We start from the raw sequence: 22,063 nt of genomic DNA, 5'->3' as shown, positions 1-22,063 counted from the left end.
TTCAGTTCTCCAACCGCAATCGGAACCGCTGGATCTTGCCCGTGGCTGTCTTCGGCAGGCTGTCCAGGAATTTTACCGACCGTGGATATTTGTAGGGCGCGATCGTCGCCTTCACGTGATCCTGCAAGCGCTTGATCGTCGCCTCGTCTGCCGACACGCCGGCCGACAGCACGACGTAGGCCTCGACGATCTCGCCGCGCTCGGCGTCGGGTGCACCGACGACGGCACACTCAACGACTTCCGGATGCGAGATCAAGGCCGCTTCGACTTCTGGGCCGGCGATGTTGTAGCCCGCGGTTATGATCATGTCGTCGGATCGGGCGGCGAAATGGAAGAAGTCGTCCTCATCCTGATAGAAGGCGTCACCCGTGAGATTCCAGCCATCGCGGACATAGTCACGCTGGCGCGGATCGGCCATGTAGCGGCAGCCGGTCGGGCCGCGCACTGCAAGCTTGCCGATCGTGCCGCGAGGAACTTCCTGGATCTCGTCGTTGACGATCCGTGCTTCGTAGCCACCGACGGGCTTCCCGGTCGAGGCGGCCTTGCGGTCCTCGAACCGGTTGGAAATGAAGATGTGCAGCATCTCTGTCGCGCCGATCCCGTCGAGGATCGGCTTGCCAGTCTTGTTCGTCCATTCCTCGAAGACGGGGCCCGGCAGTGTCTCGCCGGCCGAAATTGCAACCCGCAGAGACGAAAGGTCCGCGCCGTTGTCCATCGCCTTCATCATCGCCCGATAGGCGGTAGGGGCGGTGAACGAGATCGTTGCTTTGTATTTCTCGATAATCTCCACCATGTTCGCGGGCGTCGCGTGCTCAAGAAGCGTTGCTGCCGCCCCGAAGCGTAAGGGAAAGATCGCAAGGCCACCGAGGCCGAAGGTGAATGCAAGTGGAGGCGAGCCGACAAAGATATCGTCGGGTGTGACCCCTAGGACTTCGCTGGCGTAGCCGTCTGCGATCATCATCAGATCGCGATGGAAGTGCATGGTTGCCTTCGGGATCCCGGTCGTGCCCGAGGTGAAACCGAGAAGCGCCACGTCGTCCCGACCGGTGTGCACCGCCTCGAAGAGGACGGATTTGTCGAGTGCAATCCGGTCAAGTTCAGCGTCGTGGTTTGCAGTCCCGTCGAAGCTGACGACCTGTTTCAGGTAGCGGCTATCCTTTGCGCAGGCGACCATCTCGTCCATCAGACGTGTGTCACAGAGCGCCAGGCTGATCTCGGCCTTGTCGATGATCTTGGTCAGCTCTCCGGCTCTGAGCATCGGCATCGTGTTGACGACGACGGCGCCGGCCTTGGTGGCTGCCAACCAACAGGCGACCATGGCGGGGTTGTTGGCCGAGCGTATGAGCACGCGATTGCCGGGTCTGACGCCGTAATTCTCGACAAGCGCATGGGCCAGCCTGTTCGTCCAGTCGGAAAGTTCCTTGTACGTTCGCCGACGACCGTTGCCGATCAGGGCGGTGTGGTCGCCAAAGCCCTTGGCGACCATGGCGTCGGTCAGTTCGACGGCGGCGTTGAGGTGGTCCGGATAGTTGAAGCCTTCGAGAAGGAAGTCTGGCCATTCTTCCGGCGGAGGCAGATGGTCACGGGTAAACGTATCGACGTGTGAAGTCGGTCCAAGCATGTGGCGGCTAATCCCCTGTTCCGTTCCTGCCTGTTGCTCAGGCATTTTTAAAGCCGGCTATAATTCTTGCGTTCGTGCGGAGCCCGGCCGTGCAAACCGGTTGCGGGCGTCGCCGGATCGTTGCCGATGAAGCGCGTCGTCGCTGAGACGACTCCAATGATCGTGATAGGCACAGCGAGACCTCCACTTCTCGGCTGAACATGGGGCAGCATCGCACCGCTCAAAAACTATTTCAAGCCTAAAGTTTTTTTGGATGATGGCATTGTGTTTACCGGTCTGGCAGGCGATTGCTACGCCTGAGGAGAAAACTAGGAGGATTAAATCGATGCTGGAACGCCGCATTACCGATTGGGACGACGCCTATGCGAATGGCTCGAATATCGCTCGTGGCAACCTATGGCCGGAAGCGTGGGTCAAGCCAGCCGAAGCCTTTCGCAGTGCCCTTCGGGCAGCGGGGCGTGCAAAACTCGACCTCAGCTATGGCGAGCGGACGAGAAACCGCATGGACCTGTTTTTCCCTGATGGCTCAGCCAAGGGCCTTGTCGTCTTCGTGCATGGTGGATACTGGCTGCAACTCGATAAGAGCTTTTGGTCGCATTTGGCCGCCGGCGCTGTTGCCAGCGGCTACGCCGTCGCCATCCCCTCGTACACGCTTTGCCCCGAAATTCGCATCGCTGGGATCGTCGAAGAGGTAGCTGCGGCCATCGGCGAGGCCTCGAAGCTGGTCGATGGGCCGCTGAATTTGACCGGGCATTCGGCCGGAGGGCATCTCGTCAGCCGGATGATCACGACGACCGCGCCGCTGGCGCCGCATGTACAGCAGCGGATTCGAAACGTCGTCTCGATCTCGGGCGTTCATGACCTGCGTCCGATCATGGCAACCACGATGAACGAGAGGCTTGCGATCGACGAGAGCGAGGCGCTTTCGGAAAGCCCGGCTCTGCTGCGCCCCATGGCAAATGCCCGCATCACCTGCTGGGTCGGGGGCGGCGAACGGGCCGAGTTCTTGCGCCAGAGCGCTCTGCTCGCCAATATCTGGACCGGACTGGGTGCAACAACGGCCGCGACCGCGGAACCGGACAAACATCATTTCAACGTTATCGACGGCCTCGCCGACGTCGGACACGCCCTCACGCGGGTGCTGCTTTCGGAGTGAGCGGAGCAGTATCGCTTTCTGATCACTGCCAAGTCAGAAACTGCGCCCCGGAAAGCGCCGGCGTGCCGGAATGAGTTCCGCCGTGCGTCGGTCTGTATCGGTTCGTAATAGCGATCAAACGGGCCGTCTGACGAACGCGCTTCTAGGGATGGTGCAGTTGTCCCGCCGCACATGTGCGGCCGGACAACCAATCAACATGGATGGTAACGCGCTATCCGGAACTCGTCAGGCAGCTGATCGAAGGCCCACCACGGTAGCCAAACGCCTTGCCCGTTCCAGGCTCGCAGGTTGCTGATCAGCAAAACGCTCGGCGTTTATTTCCATGATTAATGCCGTGTCTGGAAGGAAGATCAGTTCGGCGAAGATGTCATCCCAAGGAATATCGCCCCAACCAATTGGCAGATGCAAATCTCCGATGCCTAGTGCCGTCGCCTCAGCTGGATGATAGAAGCGGTTCATGGAGTAGGGCAGCCCAAAACTGTCGTGAACATGCAGGTGGCCTGCCACCGGTGCCATTGCCCGCAATTGCTCGCGAAAATCCAGCCCGCGATGCGTGGCCTCGATGTAGGCATGCGAGAAGTCGATAAGCGCAACGACGTTGTCGGAGCCGATCGAACGGACTGTTTCGGCGACCTGGCTCGGTGTTTGCCGATACTGTCCGGTTTCCGTCGTGAAAATGTTTTCAAGCGCGATGCGTACCCCATATCCTTTTGCGATATCCGACATCTCTGCGAGTGCGTCGCGTTCCATCTTGTCGAGATCAGCGGCGCTCTCTCCGGCGGCAAGCTGCGCCGCGCCGGAGTGATGGACAAGGATTCCCGCGCCGAGCCGATCGCACAGCTCGAGCATCGCTCTCACGACCTTCTTCTGCAAATCGTGATGCTGGCGATCCATGAAGTTGGATACGATCTGACCGTGCAGCGAAAGCTTCTTGAAACGGTACTTGCGCGTGATGTCGGCGACGCGCTGGAGCCGATCCTCGATGAGGCGACCTCGGCTGATGATCTCCTCGCCATAGATCCCGATCTCGCAGGCATCCGCGCCCGTATCGGCGATTTCGCGCAAAGAAGCGTCAAGGCTCGACAGATCTCCCTTGCCCGTCCGGTTGCAAAAGCCAATAGCGGATATGAACTCGTTCATTTCCATCTCCTTCGATGTTGCGATGATCAGACTGCTTCGAGCACCTGCCGCGCATTGCGGCCACTGCGAGGCTCGACTTCAAGCTCGATACGCCGACCAGTCTCTCGGTCGAACACATGCAAATGTGCAAGCGGCAGTTCCAGCGCGATCCGGTCGCCAGGCCTTACGTACGTCTCTTCATCGACACAGGCTGCAAAGGGCTGGCCATCCAATTCCGAGTGGATGACGCGGCCAGCTCCGAGCTCTTCTACAAAGTCCACTTTCATCGAGATGCCTCTTGCCCCAGTGGCAACAACACACTGTTCCGGACGAATGCCCACGGTCACACGTCTTTCACCCAAGCGTGTGGCAAGAGCCCTGTCGATCGGCATCTTCGTGCCGCTGAACGCAAGGCAGGCGTCATCGACGTTGATGTGAGCGTCAAACAGGTTCATCGCCGGCGAACCGATGAAGGAGGCGACGAAAATGCTTGCTGGGCGGTGGTAGATGTCAAGCGGCTGGCCCACCTGTTCGACGACGCCCTTGTTCATGACGACCAGCTTGTCTGCGAGAGTCATCGCTTCTACCTGATCATGCGTGACGAAAACGGACGTTGCCGACAGGCGCTGATGGAGCTTGCGGATCTCGGCGCGCATGGTGACACGAAGCTTGGCATCGAGATTCGACAACGGTTCGTCGAAAAGGAATACGTTCGGTTCCCGGATGATCGCGCGCGCCATGGCAACCCGTTGCCGCTGGCCACCGGAGAGGGCCGCAGGTTTGCGATCGAGATAGTCGGCGAGCCCGACGATCTTGGCTGTCTCCTCGATGCGGCGAAGGCGCTCTGCCTTTGGTACGCCAGCGACTTTCAGGGCATAGCCGATGTTTCCCGCGACCGTCATGTGTGGATAGAGGGCATAATTCTGAAACACCATGGCGCAACCGCGTTCGCGCGGTTCAAGCCTGTTAACGACCCGTCCGTTGATGGCGATCTCACCCGCGGTGATTTCCTCCAGTCCCGCGATCATCCTGAGAAGCGTGGATTTGCCACAGCCTGATGGGCCGAGGATCACCACGAATTCTCCCGACGCAAAAACAAGGTCGATGCCATGCAAGGTGGGGGTCTTGCCGTAAGATTTACGCACGGCGCGAATTGCGATGTCAGCCATGAACGAGGACCTCTTTTATTCTGCAGATGGGGGAAGCGGTTTCACTTTTCGGTGGCCACCAGGCCCCGTACGAACCAGCGCTGCAAGACGGCAACGACGACCAATGGGGGCAGCATGATGATCAGCGATCCGGCGAGCGTCACGTTCCAATCCGGCGTGCCGTTGTCGGCCGGCAGGAGTGCGACCAGCGACATCATCGTGGTCTTATAGGCAGGGTCCGTCACCATCAGGAGCGGCCAGAGATACTGGTTCCAGCCGTAGACGAACATGATCGTGGTCAGAGCGAGCATGTTGGTGCGCGAGAGCGGCAAGAGCATATCGATAAAAAAACGGACCGGGCCCGACCCGTCCATTCGCGCGGCCTCGGCCAGTTCATCGGGCAGAGTTAGGTAGAATTGGCGGTAAAGGAATGTTCCGGTGGCCGTTGCGATTAGCGGCAGCGTGAGACCGGCGTAGGAGTTGAGAAGGTTCCAGTCGAGGGACACCTCGAAACCAGTCGCAGCGGAGATGAGAAGCCGTACGGGCTGAAACAAATCGGCAGCGACTGCGTAGGTGGGCACGACACGCACCTCAAGCGGCAGCATCAACGTGATGAACACCATCCAGAAAAAGAAGCCCTTCAGCGGGGTTCGGAAGAATACGATGGCAAAGGCAGTCAACGCTGACAGTGCGACCTTCCCGACAGTCACGAGGCTGGCCATCACGAAGCTGTTCAACATCGCCGTCCCGAGGTTCGCCCGCGTCCAGGCGGCGCTCATATTCTCAAACAGGCGATCCTGCGGCAGGAAACTGAAGGGTATGGAGTTGACCTGCTGAAACGTTTGGCTCGCGCCCGACACGATGACGATGAAGGGACCTATCAGCAGGAGGAAGCCGAAGATCATCACGCCATAGGTGAGGGCGTTTGCGAAAGGGGTCCGCTGAATCATGACTGCCTCACTTGTAATGGACCTGGCGCTCGATGAAGCGGAACTGGATAAAGGTGAAGATCATGATGAGGCCGATGAGCACGAGGCTCTGGGCCGACGCGCCGGAGTAGTTCAGTCCACGGAACGCCTCCTCGACGATGCGGTAGACCATCACATCCGTGCCGTGGTTCGGGCCGCCATCCGTCGTACGCGCGACGATGCCGTAAGTGTCCGCACCGACGAAACCTTCGGTCATCATGATCACGAGCAGGAAGAAAAGCGTGGGCGCAAGCATCGGTATCTGGATGTCGACCGCGCGGCGTATCGGGCCGCAGCCGTCCATCGCTGCAGCCTCGATGAGCGACCGCGGGACAGACTGCAGACCTGCGAGAAGGAAGATGAAAGTGTAGCCCGCCCATTTCCAGGCAAACACGACGATGACGAGAATAAGGGCATGGCTGCCATACTTGGCTGGGTTCCAGAAGTCCGGAAAGGCGGCGTTGACCGATGCCATCAGCCCGCGCTCTGGCGACAGGATGAAACGGAAGGCCATGCCGGCAGCAGGTCCCGCAATCGCGTAAGGCAGGATGTAGAGGAACCTGAAGGGCGCGGAACCCGGTAGCTGGCGGTCAACCGCCAGGGCAAGAACAAGGCCGATAAAGATCGTAGCCAAGGTGCCGCAAAGGGCGAACGCCAGGCTGACCCCAACGGAATTCCAGTAGAGCGGGTCGGCGAACACTTCCTTGAAATTGGCAAGTCCGACGAATTCCGCAGTTCCACCGAAGGGCGGTTCGAGCGTGAATGCCCAGCGCAACACCGCGACCGCCGGCCAGTAGAAAAAGAGCAGGATCAGGATGATCTGCGGCAGGGCGAATAGGCTGGGCAGCCACCAGCTACGAAAGGCCGCGCGCTTGTCCATGTGTGCAAATTCCGTGCGTAAGAACAGGTATGGGAGCCTGCCATTGCTCAGGCAGGGTCCCGACGGATCAGATTTTAGTTCAGCGTCTGACCGGCGTAGGTTTTCTCGAAGCGACGCAGCACTGCGTTGCCACGTTCGACCCTCTTGTCGAGCTCGGCTTGCACGTCTGCATTCTGCATGAAGATCGCTTCGAGGGCCGTTGCGAATTCCTTGCGGATCTGAGTGAAGCCGCCCAGGCGAATGCCACGGGTATTTTCCGACGTCGGCGTGAACGAGAGGCTCTGGATCGCAAATTCACGCCCCTTGTAGGGCGCCTTGTCGTAGAAGCCGTTGGACTTCATCGCGTCGAAACCGGTCTTCGTTACCGGAATGTATCCCGTCACCGTTGACCACCACTCGGCCATTTCCGGTGTCGCGATGTAGTTGAGGAAGGCGGCTGCACCCTTGTATTCCGCTTCCGGACGGCCAGCCAGCACCCAAAGGGATGCGCCGCCGACCAGCGAATTCTGACGCTCTGTGCCTTTCCATACCGGCAACATGGCGACATCCCACTTCACGCCCTCGGGAAGGGATTTGCCGATGGTGCCATGGTCGGCGATCGAGGTCTGTATCATCTGGCAGGTCTGGGACGTGAAGGCAGGGACGGTATCCATGCCAAGCTGCTTGGTCTTGACGACGAAGAGCCTCTCGTCTGCCATTTTCTTGAAGAACTTCACGTGATCGACGAACTTGGTCTTGTTGACGACGAGTTCGGCATCCAGCCCCTGGTAACCATTCGCCTTGGTGGCGATCGGCTGGTTATGAATGGCCGAAAACTGCTCCATGAGCGGCCATGTGTCGAAGTTGAAAGCGAGCGGGCATTCGAAGCCGGCGGCCTTCAGCTTGCGGGCCGCTTCCTCGACCTGTTCCCAGGTGTCGGGCTTGAAGTCCACGCCGGCCTTCTGGAACGCATCGACGTTGTAATAGAACATTGCAGTCGAGGAATTGAAGGGGAAGGAATTCAGTTCGCCCCCAGCGGTCGCATAATAGTTGGCGATGCCGCCGAAGTAATTGTTCCAATCGATTGTATAGCCGTTGTCGGCCATCAGCTTCTTGGCCGGCACGAACGCGCCGGACAGCATCATGTCCAGGGTGCCGGCATCATAGATCTGCGTGATCGCGGGCTGTTTTTTGGCGCGGTATGCCGCAATGGTGTTTTGCAGGGTCGTGTCGTATCCGTTTTGCGAGGTGCAGACGATTTCGAATTCGGACTGGCTATCGTTGAACTTCTTGCACGCTTCCTGGACCCGCTCTCCAAGATCACCCGAAAGGCCGTACCAGAATTCGAATTTCGTCGTTTCAGCTGCTGCTGGTGAAGGGCCAAACGCGGCGGTTGCCATCAGGCTGATAAGTGCGAACGTGGTGGCGGAGTCTCTCATTGCAAAACGCTCCTTGCAGAATGGCGGTCACCAAAATCGGCGACACGAATGAGCCGGAGCGCTTGCTAACAGTTGAGTGTGACATTCCCTGCCAAATCGAATGATGAAACGATGAAAGTTCGATTACGGTATTATGAAGGGCCGAGCGCGCATTGGCGTTAGGCTTCTTCCCAGGTGGTCGGAACGACTGCCGCCAAACCAAAGTTTGTGCGAACGAATGAAGTGTTCAATTTTTTTTATTGAACCGATCTGCGAACGCGAACCAGTTGATCGCTGCGCCAGATGGTGCGCTATCGACCATCGCTCTCCTCGTGGAGCTGGAAGTCACTGCTGCTATTGCAGGATCGCGTAGAAGCTGCGCTCGCTTCGCCGCAGCACGGATTTCCTGCGTGAATTCATGCGTGGAAGTGCGCTCCCTGAGAAGTATTCCGCACCGAAGATCGCGAATTCAAGGGTTGGTCACGCGGCGAGATTCTGCCGGTGCCGGGAGGAATCGGTACGCACCTTGGTTAAACGCTAAATCGCTGTCTTCGCCGGGCAGCGCTTTGTTCAACACGCTTTGGACCCAGGTCTCCGGTGCTAGTGCCTAGTTAAATAAACGCTCACCGAAAACCAAGACAAAACATAACTGTTGAATTATGATTTCCACCCCATATTTCATTTTTGCATCACCGTTTCGCATGGCAAACTGACGGACATCAAAATCGGATTGCTTTGTGATGACGGTGCCGCAGCGGGAGTGGACGGTGCCACAGGGAGGAAATATGAAACGGACAATTCTGGCCGCGCTTGCGGCCTTGGCCTTGAGTGGTGCTGCCTATGCGGACACGATCAAGATCGGCGTCGTTGGACCCTTTTCCGGTCCCTTCGCGCTGCAGGGCAAGAACTTCAAGGCTGGCATCGACGCCTATATGGCGATGAACGGCAGCAAGGTCGGCGACGATGATATCGAGATCATCTATCGCGACGTGCCGCAGGCCGATCCGGCGCAATCGAAGGCGCTTGCCCAGGAACTGGTTGTCAAGGAAGGCGTGCAGTATCTGGCCGGCTTCTACTTCACCCCCGATGCAATGGCCGTCACGCCGCTTCTGGAACAGGCGAACGTGCCGCTGGTGATCATGAACGCGGCGACGTCGGCGATCGTGACCAAAAGCCCGCTGGTGGTGCGTACCTCGTTTACCACTTGGCAGACCTCGACACCGATCGCCAAGGTGGCGAAGGATGCGGGCGTTTCCAAGGTCATCTCCGTGGTCAGCGACTACGGCCCGGGTGTCGATGCTGAAAATGCCTTCAAGGCCGGTTTTGAGGCGGCCGGTGGACAGGTCGTCGAAGCCATTCGCATGCCGCTTGCCACCAACGACTTCTCGCCGATCATGCAGCGCATCAAGGACTCTGGTGCCGAAGGCGTCTTCGCCTTCCTGCCGTCGGGCCCGACCACGCTTGGTTTCGTCAAAGCCTATAACGAAAACGGCCTGAAGAGCGGCGGCATCAAGTTCTTTGCTCCAGGCGATCTGACGCAGGAATCCGATCTGCCGGCGCTTGGCGAAGCGGCGCTCGGCATCCAGACGACGTTCCACTACGCCGTCTCGCACGACAGTCCGGAAAACAAGACTTTTGTCGAGGCGGCCGCAAAGGCCATCGGCAATCCGGCCGAACTCTCCTTCCCCTCGGTCGGCGCCTATGATGGCATGCATGTGATCTACAAGATGATCGAGGCGACCGGCGGCGAGCAGGACGCGCAGAAGGCCGTCGATGCAGTCAAGGGTCTTTCCTGGACGAGCCCGAGGGGGCCGGTTTCCATCGATCCCGAATCGCGCCACATCACGCAGAACATCTATTTGCGCGAGGTAACCAAGGCTGACGACGGCACCTACTACAACAAGGAAGTTCAGACCTTCGAGAAGCAGGGCGATCCCGGTCTCGCGGCCCTGAAATAGGCTTTTGGGCAATGTGCGTGCTGATTGAGCCCCGCCCGCATTGGCCGCAAAATACCGGCGTCCGGCGAATTGAGCGAGCCGGGCGTTCCAAAGCATTTCCAGGAAAAGTGCGAAGCGGCTTTCCGTAAAGGGAATGCATAAGATAGGGACGCATTTCCAGGAAAGGCGCGATGCGTTTTTCCATCCGGGAATACCTGAAATGGAAAGATGGAGCGTTTCGGTGCCTCCGTTGAAGGCGGAAACGAACCACGCGCGTGCGGCTGTTTGCCGGGGATGGGTTCGTCTCGTCCCGCCCCTCAGCCGTCAGTGATAACGAAAGGCATCGGATAGCCCCATGCAAACAGTCTTCAGCATCGCGATCGATGCCCTTGCTTATGGCATGGTGCTCTTCGTCATCTCCATCGGGCTTTCCGTCACCATGGGGCTGATGCGCGTCGTCAACCTTGCGCATGGCGCATTTGCCATGATCGGCGGTTACATCGCCTCCTATGCGGCGCGCGACCTCGGCCTTGCCTATGGATTTGCCATCGTGCTTGCCGTCTTCGGCACGATCGTGATCGCCATCCCGATCGAGCGTCTGCTCTATCGTCGCATCTATGGGGCGCCGGAACTGACCCAGGTGCTGATGACGATCGGCATCACCTTCTGCATCATCGGTATCGCCAACTATGTCTTCGGGCCGACGCTGAAGACCGTGCCGCTGCCGGGGCAACTGCAGGGCTCTTTCGATCTCGGTTTCCGCGCGATCGCCACGCATCGGCTCTTTGCGATCCTTTGCGGCCTCGCCGTAGCCATCGCCCTCTGGTACGCGATTGAAAGGACGGCGTTCGGCGTCAAGCTGCGGGCCTCGGTCGACAATGCCGCCATGGCCGCTGCACTCGGCGTGCGCACCGAGATCGTCTATGCCGTGAGTTTCGCGGTTGCCGTTGGTCTTGCCGCCTTCGGCGGTGTTGTCGGTGCCGAACTTCTGCCGGTCGAACCCTATTATGCGCTGCGCTACATGGTGACCTTCCTGGTCGTCGTGTCGGTCGGCGGTGCGGGCTCGATCCCCGGCGCGCTTGTCGCCTGTTTGCTGCTCGGCGGCATCGACACGACCGGCCGTTACCTGATGCCCGAGTTCGGCGAATTCTTCTTCTATCTGGCCGTCATCGCGATCATCTGCGTCTTCCCGCGCGGACTTGCCGGGAGAGCCAAGGGATGACCATGACCACCACCAACGACCTGATTGCACGGACAGCGGGCAAGCGCCGCTTCGGCGGCGGCGACCTGATCGGTCTCGGCGTCATTCTGGCGCTCGCTATTGTCGGCTACTTCCTGTTTCCCAACAATCTGGCGCTGCTGACGCGCATCATCGCCATCGCGCTGTTGGTGCTCTCGCTTGACCTCGTCACCGGCTATTGCGGGGTGGCGACGCTCGGACACGCGGCGCTGTTCGGCGCCGGTGCCTATGCCGCGGGGATTGTCTCAGCGCATTACGGCATCAATGATCCCTTCGCGATGCTCGCCTTCGGCATTGCCGCCGGCGCCGTTGCCGGCCTCATCTGCGGAGCGGTGATCCTGCGTGCACACGGTCTTCCGCAACTGGTGCTGTCGATCGCCCTCATCCACCTCTTCCATGAGTTCGCCAACAAGGCGTCGTCCTGGACCGGCGGCAGTGATGGCCTGTCCGGCATCGCGCCGAGCGCTTTGCTCGGTCTTTACGAGTTTGACCTGTGGGGACGCACGGCTTACGTCTTCGGCGTCGTGCTGCTAGTGCTTGTCTTCGCCGTCCTGCGGCTGATCGTGCGCTCGCCGTTCGGCATGCTGTGTCGCGCCATCAAGGAAGACCCGATCCGCATCCGCTCCATGGGGGCATCGCCGAAGGGCGCGCTGATGAAGATGTATGTCATCTCCGGGGCCGTCGCCGGTGTCGGCGGTGCGCTCAACGCCATCTCGACGCAGGTGGTCGGTCTCGACAGCCTCTCCTTCACCATGTCGGCCGAAAGCCTGGTGATGCTTGTTCTCGGTGGAACTGGTTCGCTCTTCGGCGCGCTCACGGGCACCATTGTCTTCATGTTCTTCGAAGACGTCGTTTCCGCCGCCAATCCGTTCCACTGGCTGACGATGGTCGGCGCCCTGCTGATCGCCGTCGTCCTCTTCGCGCCGAAGGGGCTCTACGGAACGGCAGCCGCCTTCGTTGCCCGCCGCCGGGAGGCAAAATGATGCAGCCAATCTTTGAAGTTCGAAACCTCAAGCGTGCCTTTGGCGGCCTGGCAGTGACCAATGACGTAAGTCTCAGTATGGCGCCGGGCGACCGCGTGGCGCTGATCGGCCCGAACGGCGCCGGCAAGACGACGTTCGTCAATCTGGTCACGGGCAACCTTGTTCCTGATTCTGGCGAGGTTCGCCTCGGCGGCGAGACGGTCACCCGTATCGATGCCATCGGCCGGGTGAGGAGAGGGCTGGTGCGCTCCTTCCAGGTCACGCGCCTGTTTCTCGACATGACGCCGGCCGAGCATGTGGCGCTCGCCGTCCTGCAGCGCGACGGCCGCTCCGGTCGTCTGTTCGGCAATTTTCTCTCGATGCCTGATGTGATGGATGAAGTCGGGCAACTGCTTGGCAAGCTCGGGCTTCGCGAACTGATGCATCGCAAGGTCAGTGAGATCGCCTATGGCCAGCAGCGCCTGCTTGAAATCGCCGTGGCGCTTGCCTTGAAGCCGAAGGTTCTTCTGCTCGACGAGCCGGCAGCCGGCGTGCCGCAGAGCGACACCGGTCGCATCGAGCAGGCGCTCGCCGATCTACCGGCGGATCTCGCCGTGCTGATGATCGAGCATGACATGGATCTGGTCTTCCGCTTTGCCAAGCGCGTCGTTGTCCTCGCGGCTGGCGCCATTATCTTTGACGGTTCGCCGTCTGATGTCACCCAGGATCCGCGGGTGCGAGAAGCCTATCTGGGGAGCTATGCCAATGCCAGCCACGCCGCTTGAGGTGGAAAACCTGTCCGCCGGTTATGGGCCGACGCGGGTGCTCGAAGGTATTTCGTTCTCGGTTCCAGCGGGCGCGCGCCTGGCCGTTCTCGGCCGCAACGGCATGGGCAAGACCACGCTGCTGGCGACGCTTGCCGGCCAGACGAAACGCTATGACGGGCGCATTCGCATGGGTGATGCTGACGTGACAGCACTGCCAAGCGCGTCACGCGCTCGCAAGGGCTTAGGCTTCGTGCCACAGGCGCGTTGCGTGTTTCCGACCCTGACCGTCGAGGAAAACCTGTTCGTCGGTCTCAAGGACCGGCCGAAGACCGCACTGCAGGAGGCTTACGACATGTTCCCGCGGCTTCACGAGCGGCGGCGGAACCTCGGCAGCCAGCTTTCCGGCGGCGAGCAGCAGATGCTGTCAACGGCGCGCTCGATCCTCGGTCGTCCGTCGGTCCTGCTGCTGGATGAGCCCCTCGAGGGGCTTGCCCCGGTGATCTGCGAGGAACTGATGAGGGCCTTTGCCGAACTCGCCAAGACCGGCGACATGACCATCGTACTGGTCGAGCAGCGCATCCAGAGCGCGCTCGATTTCGCCGATCAGGTCATCGTGCTGGAGCGCGGACGCATTGCCTGGACGGGCACGCCGCAGGCGCTTTCAAGCGATCACGACGCCGTCGAGCGATTGCTTGGCGTCGGCGGTCTTCATTGAACCGGTAGCCCCCATGCTGGCTTCACGTTTTCTTCGACCGTGACATATTGAGTTTGCTTCTTTCGCGCTCGTAGTAGCGCGCGAGAGGCGGCAAGGCACTTTTTAGTTTATCGAAGATCACGTCGCGCGCCTTCAGCTTGCCGTCATACTTGGCTTCAAGGAATGCGCGATGCCGTATGAGTGCATCTTTATGGACGCCGACTGCGACCGTGAATACAGGCGACACCGCCGTCCGTCCCTTGACGCTGATCCGGTCAAGCTCGGCGATCGGGAAGATGTTTTCGACGAGTGCCGCCGTGCTTTCTCCGAGAAGCAGGGAAATACCATAGTCCTTGGACGTGGTTTCGAGACGTGAGGCGAGATTGACCGCGTCTCCGAGTGCTGAATAGTCGAAGCGTCGGACTGAGCCCATATTGCCGACGATGCATTCGCCGGTGTTGATGCCGATGCCGATCCTCAGGGTTTGAAGCGGACTTTGCTCTTTCTTGGCCTCCGCCTTGAGTTCCTCATTGACTTCATCTAGCGCGGCAAGCATGTCGAGCGCTGCCTGCACGGCGTGCGCAGCGTGATCCGGATCGTCAAGTGGCGCATTCCAGAACGCCATCAGGCAGTCGCCAATATATTTATCAATGGTGCCGCCCTGTTTCAGCACGGCCTCCGACAGTGGCGTCAGCAGCCGGTTGACGAGCGTTGTCAGGCCCTCAGGGTCGTCCTTCATCTGCTCAGCGATAGTGGTAAAGCCCCGGATATCGCAAAAGAGGATAGACAGCATACGCCGCTCGCCACCGAGCTTCAGATGTGACGGATCGCGCGCCAAACGTTCGACCAGTGCGGGTGACAGATATTGCGAGAAGGCGCGCGTGATTTCGCGCCGCCGCCGCCGCTCTTCTGCATAGTCCAGCCCCGTCTGACCAGCAGCCACAAAGGCAAAGGCGAGGCCCGGCCCAATCGGTGACAGGAAAACTTGGCCGAAACGCATGAGGGCATAGCTCAATACCACGATCGACGTAAGCGCGGCGACGGTGTATGCAAGCGTGCGCCACCCGGTCATGCGCAGAACCGATAATGCGGCGAGGACAGCCGCCGCCGCGATTGCCGCGATGACGGCGGACCGAGGTGCCCGGTCGATGAAGAGATCGTTTGCGAGGTTGTCGTAGATCGTCGCCTGCATCTCCACCCCTGACACCAGTCTGTTCGAATGAACGGTGTCGGAGGAGGCGAAGGCGTCCGCTCCGCCATCGTTGATCGAGGGCGCGTTCTGCAAGCTCAAGCCGACAACGACAACGCGGTCACGAAACGTGCCTTCCGGCAGGAAGCTTTCAGGAGCGAGCGCCTGGTAGTAGGAGACTGTGGGGTAGGTGCGTGCTGGACCGAAGGTCTGGATCAGCGCCGACTGGGGCGGCGGCGTTAAGCGCGTTCCAGCAACTTCAGCCAGCACGGCAGCGAAACCGTCGTGATAGGACGGGATCTCGCGCAGAGTGCCGTCGCCGCCGAGGTCGACTGAGGCTATGCCGGTTCGGGCGCCTTTTCCCGTGAAGACCGCGAGAGGTTCGGTACGGATGAACTGGTCGGCTTGTGGACTTTCGAGCAGCGACTGATCGCCGGCGAGAACCACATCCGGCCCCATAGCAGTTGCAAGACGGTGATCGTTCGCCTCGTCGGACGAAGGTTCGGCAAAGATGACGTCGATACCAATTGCCTTGGCGCCAGCCTTGCGCAGCGCCTCGACCAGCGTGGCATGCAGCGAGCGTGGCCATGGCCATTGCCGACCGATCTCGGCCATCGACGGTTCGTCGATGGCCACGATCACCGGCCCGTTTGGTGGAAGTGGCATACGGCCGATGGTCGAGAGATAGTCGAAACTTCGCAGCTCGTTGAGCGCCCAGGCGCCGGTGCCCGAGGCAAGGCCGAGCGCAGCGGTGACGAAGGCGGCAAGCGCCAGAAGCTTGATGCGGCGTTCAAGTGGGCGGCGCATCTCTTGTTGACCAGTGACGCCTGCCGATAGGTGAGATGAGTCGCGATCCGCCATCAGAACCGCACTTTGACCGTGCCCTTGAACGTCGGCCCCCAACCGGGTAGGCCGTTGCTCAGTTCGAACTCTTCGTCAAGCAGATTGAACGCTGCCAGATTGACCTCGACCTGCTTGTCGAAAGGTTCCCATTCCAGTGTTGCGTCGAGCGTCCAGAAATCGTCGAGCGTCTTACCGTCGGCCGGGCGCGTGCCGACATAGTTGGCGGCGATCGTTGCCTTCACATTAGCGGTGCTTACCCAGGTCAGCGCCACTTGACCGGTGTTTTCCGGGACGAAAAGCAAATCGTCGGTGGGATTGCCTGGGTCGTCTCTAACATCGGCATTCGTATGAGCGGCCGTCGTCGAAAGGCCAAAGCCGTGACCGAGCGCAAAGTTCGCGGTTGCAGCCACGCGGTCAAGCCCGACCTTGGCGTAGTCGAGGCTCAACGTGGAGAGCGGTAGGTCGAGCGATAGCTCGCGCACCTCCTGGTGTTGGTAATCGAGGGCAGTGAACAGCCAGTCCTGCCATTCCGCGTCCCAACGAAACGCCAGCGTGTCTGTATACCCCTCGGCACCGAAACGCAGTTGATTGGGCTGCAGGGCGACGACGCCGATAGGGGCGAGCGTGGCCACGTCGAAGTTCAAGCCGTCACGCATCGCTGCCGCCCTCAGCCAATGGCCCTCCGCCGGCGCCCAGGCGATGCCAAGCTTCGGCTCCAAGCGAATATCGTCGTCGTTGACGTCTTCGATGTAGCGCGCAAAGAGTGCGCCCTCGACTTTCAGGTCCGGCGTGATCTCGTAGATGCCATCGATGTAGGCCTTTGCCACCGATTGGGTCGCGGAAATCGAACTCGAAAACGATACCGGGGGTGTCAGACCTGTAGGGTCCGTTAGCAGAAGGTCGGCAGCATTCTTGGATCGGACCTTTCCCGCCTCGACACCATAGCGCCAGGTCATCGCGCCATCGCCAATAAGATGATTTACTGCAGCGACATAGGTTGTTTGCTGTTGCTCGTTGCGGGCCGTGACCGGTGGTGGCAGGTTCGTACTGGAAAGCGCCAACCTCTCGCTTTCGACAGTTTTCTGATCGCTGAAGAAAAACGCAACGTTCGCGACATTGCGGTAACCGAAGGTGTGGCTCCACGCTATACCGGAAAGCAGGCGTGATGACGTGTCGTCGTTTATTGTGTCCAGATTGAACGGCGCTGCGCGAGGATCCGGTATATCAAATATGCTACGGCTGTCATCGAACTTGCCGTAGTTGGCATAGGCAATGATTCTGTCGTCTGGCGTCGGCGTCGCCGTCAGATAACCGTTGCCGCCGAGCAGGCGCATTTCTCGATCGAGTTGCAGATCCTGTTCGAGATCGATTGTATCTCGCGGCTCTTCCCACTGGACATTGCCGTAGACGCTGATCGGGAAAGGCGAAAACGTAAGACCCCGCAGTTCCGCCTCGCCGATCCAGCCTTGATCGTCCTTGTCAGCGATCATGCCACCGCCGAGCGCGGCCTCGAAGAATGGCCGTTGCAGGATGTTGGCTGTGCGTTCACGGCTCGCCAGCATGTGCGGCTCTATCAGCAGGCCCTGAAAGAAGGCCGAGAAACTTTGTGGATTGGCGGTGTTGACGACAGGGCTGCCATCGAAATCATAGGTGTTGAAGAGCGGATTGACGCTGCCGCGCACAGCCTGGTCGACATAGCTCGAACCGGTAAAGGGATCAAAAACGGCGTCGCCGTAGTATTGTCCCCAGGCATTGAGTCCCTGCAGGCGAAACGCGTCGTTGAGCGTGGAGCCGGCATCCTGATTGGCGCCAAGCGCGGCTGTCTCGCCACCGCGCGCCCGGGTGAGGCGCATCAGCTCCTGGGCATAACGAATTGCGGCGTCTGAATCATAGTCGTCGATGGCGATCGCGGTGCGCATCTGCATGACAACAGGATCGTTGGGGTCTAGCCGCTCGGCGTTATCGAGCGCCTGGGCGGCGGGGATGCGATCACCCTTCTCGTAGTAAGCACCAGCCAGCAGCAATTGGGCGCCGGAGTAGGCGGGATTGGCGGTAGACCCTGCGAGCAGGTCTTCGACGGCCCTGTCCAATTCGCCGGTTTGCATGTGATAACGCCCGCGCGCCACCAGTGTCACATCGAAGGACGGGTCGGCGGCAAGCGCGGTATCGATTTCGCTCTTCGCCTCAACCATGCGGTTTTCGACAAGGTAGAGGATAGCGAGATTGGCATGTGAGACCGGGTCCTGCGGATCGAGCGCGATTGCACGCTTGAAGGCATTCTCTGCAGCGCGATTGTCGCCGCGCTCGCCCTGGACTAGCCCGAGGGAGTTCCAGATGGACGATGAGCCGGGCGCTGTCTTGAGGCCTTGCTCGAGGTCTGCCAAAGCTCCATCGAGATCGTTCTCGATGTGAAAGCGGTAATCGGAGCGGGCTTGCAGCGCGGTCGGGTCCTCCGGGTCGATCGCCAGCGCCCTTTCGATACCATCACGGACTTCCTCGCGGTCATCCAGCAGCAGGGCGAACTGCGCCCGGGCGGCGGGCAATGTCGGGTCGTCAGGAAACTGGCGCTCTGCTTGCTTGAGGGTATCGATCGCAGAACGGATGTCGTTGCGAAACCCGTTGGTCCAGGCCCGGGCAAGCGCTCCATAGGCACCCGCTGCATCGCGCGGCGGTGCTTCAGCGTGGTCGGGGTTGGCAAGCGCACGAGCGAAGTAGCCGCCATAGGCAGCTATCGCGCGCCGCTTGGTGTCCAGACCGCGTGCCGCACGCGAAAAGAGCTTTGCCGCGTCGTTATAGCGGTTCTCAGCACCCGCGATCAACGCCTCGACGAGGTCGGCACGTGCTTGCTGCGTTCGGCCAAGCCGACGTCCACGCGCCTCGGTCAATGCGACCTTCGCTTTCTGACGACCGTTCAGAGACATGTAGATCTCTGACAGCGCGAGCCAGTCTTCGGCAGATCTTGACGGCGGGGGCTCCGCCTCTATCCGTTCTCGCTCATTGCGCATGTCCGGTACACGTAAGGGAGATGCCGGCATCCAGATGAACGAATCACGCAAAGAGAGATGGAACAGCATTTGCTCGCGATCCCTCGGCGTGACGATCACGATCTTGGATGGAGCCTGGCCGATTGCGGCCACCGCACCTTCGCCTTGGCTGACGGTCACGCTGCCAAGCGCATTACTAAGTTCGACCATGCCCTCAAGTACGATCAGAGACGTCTTGCCGTCGGCGCCAACGGTCAGTGTCCAGTCGGTTCCCCGCACAGCGGCTGTCGCTGCCGGGGTATCGACAGCAAGCCCCTGACCGCCGCGTTCGGCGCGGGCCCAAATCGTACCGGTCTGAAGCTCCAGTTGTGTGTCGCCGGCGGTTGCCATCTTCTTGACGCGCAGCGCTGTGTTTCGTCCGAGCCGTATCTGGGTTCGGTCGGAAAAAAGAACGGCAAGCGCACCGGTCGCGTTGGTGCGCAATACGTCGCCGGAAAGAAGATCTTGAGCGAGATCGACAAAACGCCAGTTGGAAACGTCGACGAAGCGTACTTCCTCGCCGGATCTGCGCGCGATGACGGAGCCTGCGACGGGGGTCGGACGAGGAACGGGCTCAGCCAATACGTTGCTTGAAGCAAGCACAGCTGCTGCCACAAGCATTATTTGAGAATTTGGCCGCCCCATTCCAATTCCCTGTCCCGATTGCCTCGAAACTAGTGAATTTCGTCCATGTTAAAAGTCAATGCGATTCTAATGTTACGCGATGTTTTCCGATGGCGGTGTAGTATCAAAGCGACAGGGTTCTTGTTCGAAACTGGTTGCTAACTTCAGAACTGCTTCGATTGAGCACTGTTTTTGCAGCCTGAAGGTTTGAGCGCGACCGAGCTGTCTCTGCCGTGGAGAGAAAGCGTAAAACGCTGTGGTCCTGTTGGCTTCTCATAAGGTTTGAGAAGCACATAAGAGGCGAGGACGGAGGTAATCATGCCGACTGCTTTGGTGGCACATGCAATGCTTGCTTCCAGCAGCGCGATTGCGAGCTTCGAGTCCTTGCGGCACTCAGGCTGACGATCACTGCGCCTATCTGTCCCATCCAAGCGACACTTCTGGCAGATCCGGCACCACTTCAGACTCGGAGGTCGCCCTTCTGTAGACGAGGCCGCTTACATCGAGACGATACGTTTCTGCGGGAATGCCGTTTTCATCGACAACGAGGATACCGACCAGATCCAAGGGTGCGTTACGCACGTAACTTTCTGCACGGTCTAGCATCGCGACGAGGTTCTCCCTTATGCTGGCGGCGGTCCAGCCAGCGGGCAGACCACGTATCGACGAATAATCCTCTCCGCGAATGGAAAGTCCCTTTCTGCGGATTTCATCGATGCTGCGCACCGGTGAATAGTTGGGCGGCTTGCCTGACGCCGCCATTACGATTGCTCCAAGCGGGCAGAGATTTGAATCAATCGTCAGAAGGTCGATATAGTCGCGGGCTTTGGTTCGGGTGGAGGCTGCGATGACCTTGTTGACAGCAAGATCCGCTGGGTTGAGCCGCGCGCCCCACTCTTGATCTCGGATGAGAGGAAAGAAGCGAGACTTGGTCTCGCTCATCCATTGGATTAGCGTGCTGTCGCCATCGCGAAACACCTGCGCTTCAACGCAGCCGTATACGTTGACGTCGATAGTAACGAGAAACCCATCGTTCTTGAGCGTTTCGATATCTCTCTGCGCCGCGGAACCGATCTCCGAGTCGCTATCATGGAAAATATCAATGTCATCCGACACACGCGGCCAGTTCATGTTGAGAACCACACCGCCCGCCATATAGCTGCTCTCGGAGCGGTTTCTGGCGATGGACGCCATGATGTTGCGTTGAAGCACGGTCAGAGCCATTAGTGACCACCGTCAAGTATGGACAACATCTTCCTTCCCATCGCAAAGGCTCGGGCGTCGCCTCTTTCGATGAGCGCATTCGCTACGACCCGTGACCGACTTGGGACATCATCGAGCCTCTCGATGTCGATATTGTCGAATATTCGCAAGCCATAACGCTCGGCCGCCAGACTGAGATATTCCGCTAAACGATCCTTACGGTTTCTGTGATCTTCGCGCATGCCTGCGGCGGCGCTGACAATATCATTGCGTCTATCGCGCGGCACCAGCACTTCTACTCGAACGAGGTCAGCTGCACCACCACGCTCACGGTACCTTTTCATTCTGTCTCGAGACGCCATCGCCGATCCCCTTTCTCGCCAATATATGCGTATCCGGGATACGCATCAAGTTGGATCGCGAACATGTCATCCCGGCGCCGCTTACATGGGGCGACGAATAGCGTGGGGCCGCTCAATATATTGGGGTCGATCCTGAGAATAGGACCCCGGGCAAGAAAGAGCCCGCTCGCTTAGAACGCGACTGCGACGCTTCTTCAAACCGAAGCGCGTACGCGCTCCCAGGCGTTCATCAGGTGGCGGCCGAGCACTTCGGATAGCTTGGCTTTGTCGCGGGCTTCGAGCGCGACGATCATCTCATCGTGCTCGGCAACCGCGGCCGCCCATTTTTCCGGGCCTTCGTGGCCGATGAAGCGGATGCGCTTCAGCCGTGTCTGCAAGACGCTGTGCATGTCGGCGAGCGCCGCATTTTCGGCGAGCTGGACGATCGCCGAATGAATCTGCTGGTTGAGCTTGTAGTATTGCAGCCGGTCGCCGACCTTGTAGCGACGGACCATTTCGTCATGTAGGGCGCGGACTTCGGCAATGCCGGCGTCGCTTGCCGCTTCACAGGCGAGCTTGCCCGCAAGTTCCTCCAGCGTCTGCAAGACGGTCAGCATGTCGTGCACGTCCTTGGCGCTGAAGCGTTTCACGACGGCGCCGCGGCTCGGTACGAGCTCGACCAGCCCCTCGCTCGCCAGATACTTGATGGCTTCGCGCAAGGGCGTGCGCGAGACACCGAGCTGCTCGCCGAGCTGGCCCTCATGCAGGCGCGTGCCGGGTGACAAATCACCTTCGATGATCATGTCGCGCAGATGACTGACAAGCGTGTCATGCAGAGCCGTTCGCTTGATCGGGCCGGGGCCACCGTCGGCGCGTCTCTCCAGTGGTATGATTTCGTTCATCATTTTGCTTCTGCGCTTGTGGCCGCGTGCTGGCCATCCGTTCCCCGTG

General features: G+C 59.8%; 18 protein-coding genes. 6 read left to right on the top strand and 12 right to left on the bottom strand.

Annotation, left to right across the window (positions count from 1 at the left end; translation table 11 throughout):
* Position 1 precedes the first annotated feature (1 nt).
* Positions 2 to 1,621 (bottom strand): benzoate-CoA ligase family protein, encoded by a 1,620-nt coding sequence (locus ASD02_RS05985; protein WP_057220324.1) that lies wholly within the window; start codon positions 1,619 to 1,621, stop codon positions 2 to 4.
* A gap of 325 nt (positions 1,622 to 1,946) precedes the next feature.
* On the opposite strand from ASD02_RS05985, the gene ASD02_RS05980 reads away from it, so the two are divergent.
* Positions 1,947 to 2,777, top strand: coding sequence for an alpha/beta hydrolase (locus ASD02_RS05980; protein WP_057218932.1), 831 nt, complete (start codon positions 1,947 to 1,949; stop codon positions 2,775 to 2,777).
* A 225-nt stretch (positions 2,778 to 3,002) separates the two neighbouring features.
* Here the strand turns inward: ASD02_RS05980 and ASD02_RS05975 are convergent, their stop codons facing one another.
* From ASD02_RS05975 to ASD02_RS05955, 5 genes are all read right to left on the bottom strand, one after another.
* Positions 3,003 to 3,917, bottom strand: a complete 915-nt coding sequence (locus ASD02_RS05975) for a TIM barrel protein (protein ID WP_057204686.1) — start codon at positions 3,915 to 3,917, stop codon at positions 3,003 to 3,005.
* Between the two features lie 26 nt (positions 3,918 to 3,943).
* Positions 3,944 to 5,065: a sn-glycerol-3-phosphate import ATP-binding protein UgpC gene (locus tag ASD02_RS05970; RefSeq protein WP_057218930.1), complete on the bottom strand. Its 1,122-nt coding sequence runs from the start codon at positions 5,063 to 5,065 to the stop codon at positions 3,944 to 3,946.
* 41 nt (positions 5,066 to 5,106) lie between these two features.
* Positions 5,107 to 5,994 carry an ABC transporter permease subunit gene (locus ASD02_RS05965; protein WP_057218928.1) on the bottom strand — a complete coding sequence of 296 codons (888 nt, stop codon included), beginning with the start codon at positions 5,992 to 5,994 and terminating at the stop codon, positions 5,107 to 5,109.
* 7 nt (positions 5,995 to 6,001) lie between these two features.
* Complete coding sequence (locus ASD02_RS05960; RefSeq protein ID WP_057218926.1) at positions 6,002 to 6,892, bottom strand: sugar ABC transporter permease; 891 nt, start codon at positions 6,890 to 6,892, stop codon at positions 6,002 to 6,004.
* 74 nt (positions 6,893 to 6,966) lie between these two features.
* Positions 6,967 to 8,271, bottom strand: coding sequence for an extracellular solute-binding protein (locus ASD02_RS05955; RefSeq protein WP_244494181.1), 1,305 nt, complete (start codon positions 8,269 to 8,271; stop codon positions 6,967 to 6,969).
* Positions 8,272 to 9,074: 803 nt separating this feature from the next.
* Between ASD02_RS05955 and ASD02_RS05950 the strand changes: the two genes are divergently transcribed.
* The 5 genes from ASD02_RS05950 (at position 9,075) to ASD02_RS05930 (ending at position 13,910) form a co-directional block, all read left to right on the top strand.
* Positions 9,075 to 10,247: an ABC transporter substrate-binding protein gene (locus ASD02_RS05950; RefSeq protein WP_057220322.1), complete on the top strand. Its 1,173-nt coding sequence runs from the start codon at positions 9,075 to 9,077 to the stop codon at positions 10,245 to 10,247.
* 334 nt (positions 10,248 to 10,581) lie between these two features.
* Positions 10,582 to 11,448, top strand: a complete 867-nt coding sequence (locus tag ASD02_RS05945) for a branched-chain amino acid ABC transporter permease (protein WP_057218920.1) — start codon at positions 10,582 to 10,584, stop codon at positions 11,446 to 11,448.
* On the top strand, positions 11,445 to 12,449 hold the full coding sequence (locus tag ASD02_RS05940; protein ID WP_113568333.1) for a branched-chain amino acid ABC transporter permease: 1,005 nt from the start codon (positions 11,445 to 11,447) through the stop codon (positions 12,447 to 12,449). Before ASD02_RS05945 ends, ASD02_RS05940 begins: the two co-directional genes overlap by 4 nt.
* The gene (locus ASD02_RS05935) at positions 12,449 to 13,213 is read left to right on the top strand and encodes an ABC transporter ATP-binding protein (RefSeq protein ID WP_057219263.1); all 765 of its coding nucleotides are present in this window, start codon (positions 12,449 to 12,451) and stop codon (positions 13,211 to 13,213) included. The genes ASD02_RS05940 and ASD02_RS05935 overlap by 1 nt, the downstream gene beginning before the upstream one ends.
* The gene (locus ASD02_RS05930) at positions 13,194 to 13,910 is read left to right on the top strand and encodes an ABC transporter ATP-binding protein (protein ID WP_057220321.1); all 717 of its coding nucleotides are present in this window, start codon (positions 13,194 to 13,196) and stop codon (positions 13,908 to 13,910) included. The genes ASD02_RS05935 and ASD02_RS05930 overlap by 20 nt, the downstream gene beginning before the upstream one ends.
* 22 nt (positions 13,911 to 13,932) lie before the next feature.
* On the opposite strand, the gene ASD02_RS05925 is transcribed toward ASD02_RS05930, so the two are convergent.
* From ASD02_RS05925 to ASD02_RS05905, 6 genes are all read right to left on the bottom strand, one after another.
* Positions 13,933 to 15,885, bottom strand: coding sequence for a CHASE2 domain-containing protein (locus ASD02_RS05925; RefSeq protein ID WP_057218916.1), 1,953 nt, complete (start codon positions 15,883 to 15,885; stop codon positions 13,933 to 13,935).
* 53 nt (positions 15,886 to 15,938) lie between these two features.
* Entirely contained in the window at positions 15,939 to 19,565 is a 3,627-nt protein-coding gene (locus ASD02_RS05920) for a FecR domain-containing protein (protein WP_234907810.1), read from the bottom strand.
* 167 nt (positions 19,566 to 19,732) lie between these two features.
* The gene (locus tag ASD02_RS37975; RefSeq protein WP_156408143.1) at positions 19,733 to 19,999 is read right to left on the bottom strand and encodes a hypothetical protein; all 267 of its coding nucleotides are present in this window, start codon (positions 19,997 to 19,999) and stop codon (positions 19,733 to 19,735) included.
* On the bottom strand, positions 19,983 to 20,792 hold the full coding sequence (locus tag ASD02_RS05915) for a hypothetical protein (protein WP_057218911.1): 810 nt from the start codon (positions 20,790 to 20,792) through the stop codon (positions 19,983 to 19,985). Before ASD02_RS05915 ends, ASD02_RS37975 begins: the two co-directional genes overlap by 17 nt.
* Entirely contained in the window at positions 20,792 to 21,115 is a 324-nt protein-coding gene (locus ASD02_RS05910) for a hypothetical protein (protein ID WP_225906417.1), read from the bottom strand. Before ASD02_RS05910 ends, ASD02_RS05915 begins: the two co-directional genes overlap by 1 nt.
* A gap of 212 nt (positions 21,116 to 21,327) precedes the next feature.
* On the bottom strand, positions 21,328 to 22,014 hold the full coding sequence (locus tag ASD02_RS05905; protein WP_057219261.1) for a GntR family transcriptional regulator: 687 nt from the start codon (positions 22,012 to 22,014) through the stop codon (positions 21,328 to 21,330).
* Positions 22,015 to 22,063: the final 49 nt, after the last annotated feature.

This window comes from Ensifer sp. Root1252 (assembly GCF_001425885.1).
GTDB lineage: Bacteria > Pseudomonadota > Alphaproteobacteria > Rhizobiales > Rhizobiaceae > Ensifer > Ensifer canadensis.
Note: the sequence above shows the minus strand (reverse complement) of the source record. Positions and strands in the feature narration are given on the sequence as shown.

Excerpts from the sequence above, each read along its gene's own strand:
- ASD02_RS05985 (WP_057220324.1), bottom strand. The coding sequence starts at position 1,621 with ATGCTTGGACCGACTTCACACGTCGATACGTTTACCCGTGACCATCTG.
- ASD02_RS05935 (WP_057219263.1), top strand. The coding sequence starts at position 12,449 with ATGCAGCCAATCTTTGAAGTTCGAAACCTCAAGCGTGCCTTTGGCGGC.
- ASD02_RS05925 (WP_057218916.1), bottom strand. The coding sequence starts at position 15,885 with ATGCGCCGCCCACTTGAACGCCGCATCAAGCTTCTGGCGCTTGCCGCC.
- ASD02_RS05980 (WP_057218932.1), top strand. The coding sequence starts at position 1,947 with ATGCTGGAACGCCGCATTACCGATTGGGACGACGCCTATGCGAATGGC.
- ASD02_RS05975 (WP_057204686.1), bottom strand. The coding sequence starts at position 3,917 with ATGAACGAGTTCATATCCGCTATTGGCTTTTGCAACCGGACGGGCAAG.
- ASD02_RS05950 (WP_057220322.1), top strand. The coding sequence starts at position 9,075 with ATGAAACGGACAATTCTGGCCGCGCTTGCGGCCTTGGCCTTGAGTGGT.
- ASD02_RS05945 (WP_057218920.1), top strand. The coding sequence starts at position 10,582 with ATGCAAACAGTCTTCAGCATCGCGATCGATGCCCTTGCTTATGGCATG.
- ASD02_RS05910 (WP_225906417.1), bottom strand. The coding sequence starts at position 21,115 with ATGAAAAGGTACCGTGAGCGTGGTGGTGCAGCTGACCTCGTTCGAGTA.
- ASD02_RS05915 (WP_057218911.1), bottom strand. The coding sequence starts at position 20,792 with ATGGCTCTGACCGTGCTTCAACGCAACATCATGGCGTCCATCGCCAGA.
- ASD02_RS05920 (WP_234907810.1), bottom strand. The coding sequence starts at position 19,565 with ATGCTTGTGGCAGCAGCTGTGCTTGCTTCAAGCAACGTATTGGCTGAG.
- ASD02_RS05930 (WP_057220321.1), top strand. The coding sequence starts at position 13,194 with ATGCCAGCCACGCCGCTTGAGGTGGAAAACCTGTCCGCCGGTTATGGG.
- ASD02_RS05955 (WP_244494181.1), bottom strand. The coding sequence starts at position 8,271 with ATGGCAACCGCCGCGTTTGGCCCTTCACCAGCAGCAGCTGAAACGACG.
- ASD02_RS05905 (WP_057219261.1), bottom strand. The coding sequence starts at position 22,014 with ATGAACGAAATCATACCACTGGAGAGACGCGCCGACGGTGGCCCCGGC.
- ASD02_RS05970 (WP_057218930.1), bottom strand. The coding sequence starts at position 5,065 with ATGGCTGACATCGCAATTCGCGCCGTGCGTAAATCTTACGGCAAGACC.
- ASD02_RS05940 (WP_113568333.1), top strand. The coding sequence starts at position 11,445 with ATGACCATGACCACCACCAACGACCTGATTGCACGGACAGCGGGCAAG.
- ASD02_RS05965 (WP_057218928.1), bottom strand. The coding sequence starts at position 5,994 with ATGATTCAGCGGACCCCTTTCGCAAACGCCCTCACCTATGGCGTGATG.
- ASD02_RS05960 (WP_057218926.1), bottom strand. The coding sequence starts at position 6,892 with ATGGACAAGCGCGCGGCCTTTCGTAGCTGGTGGCTGCCCAGCCTATTC.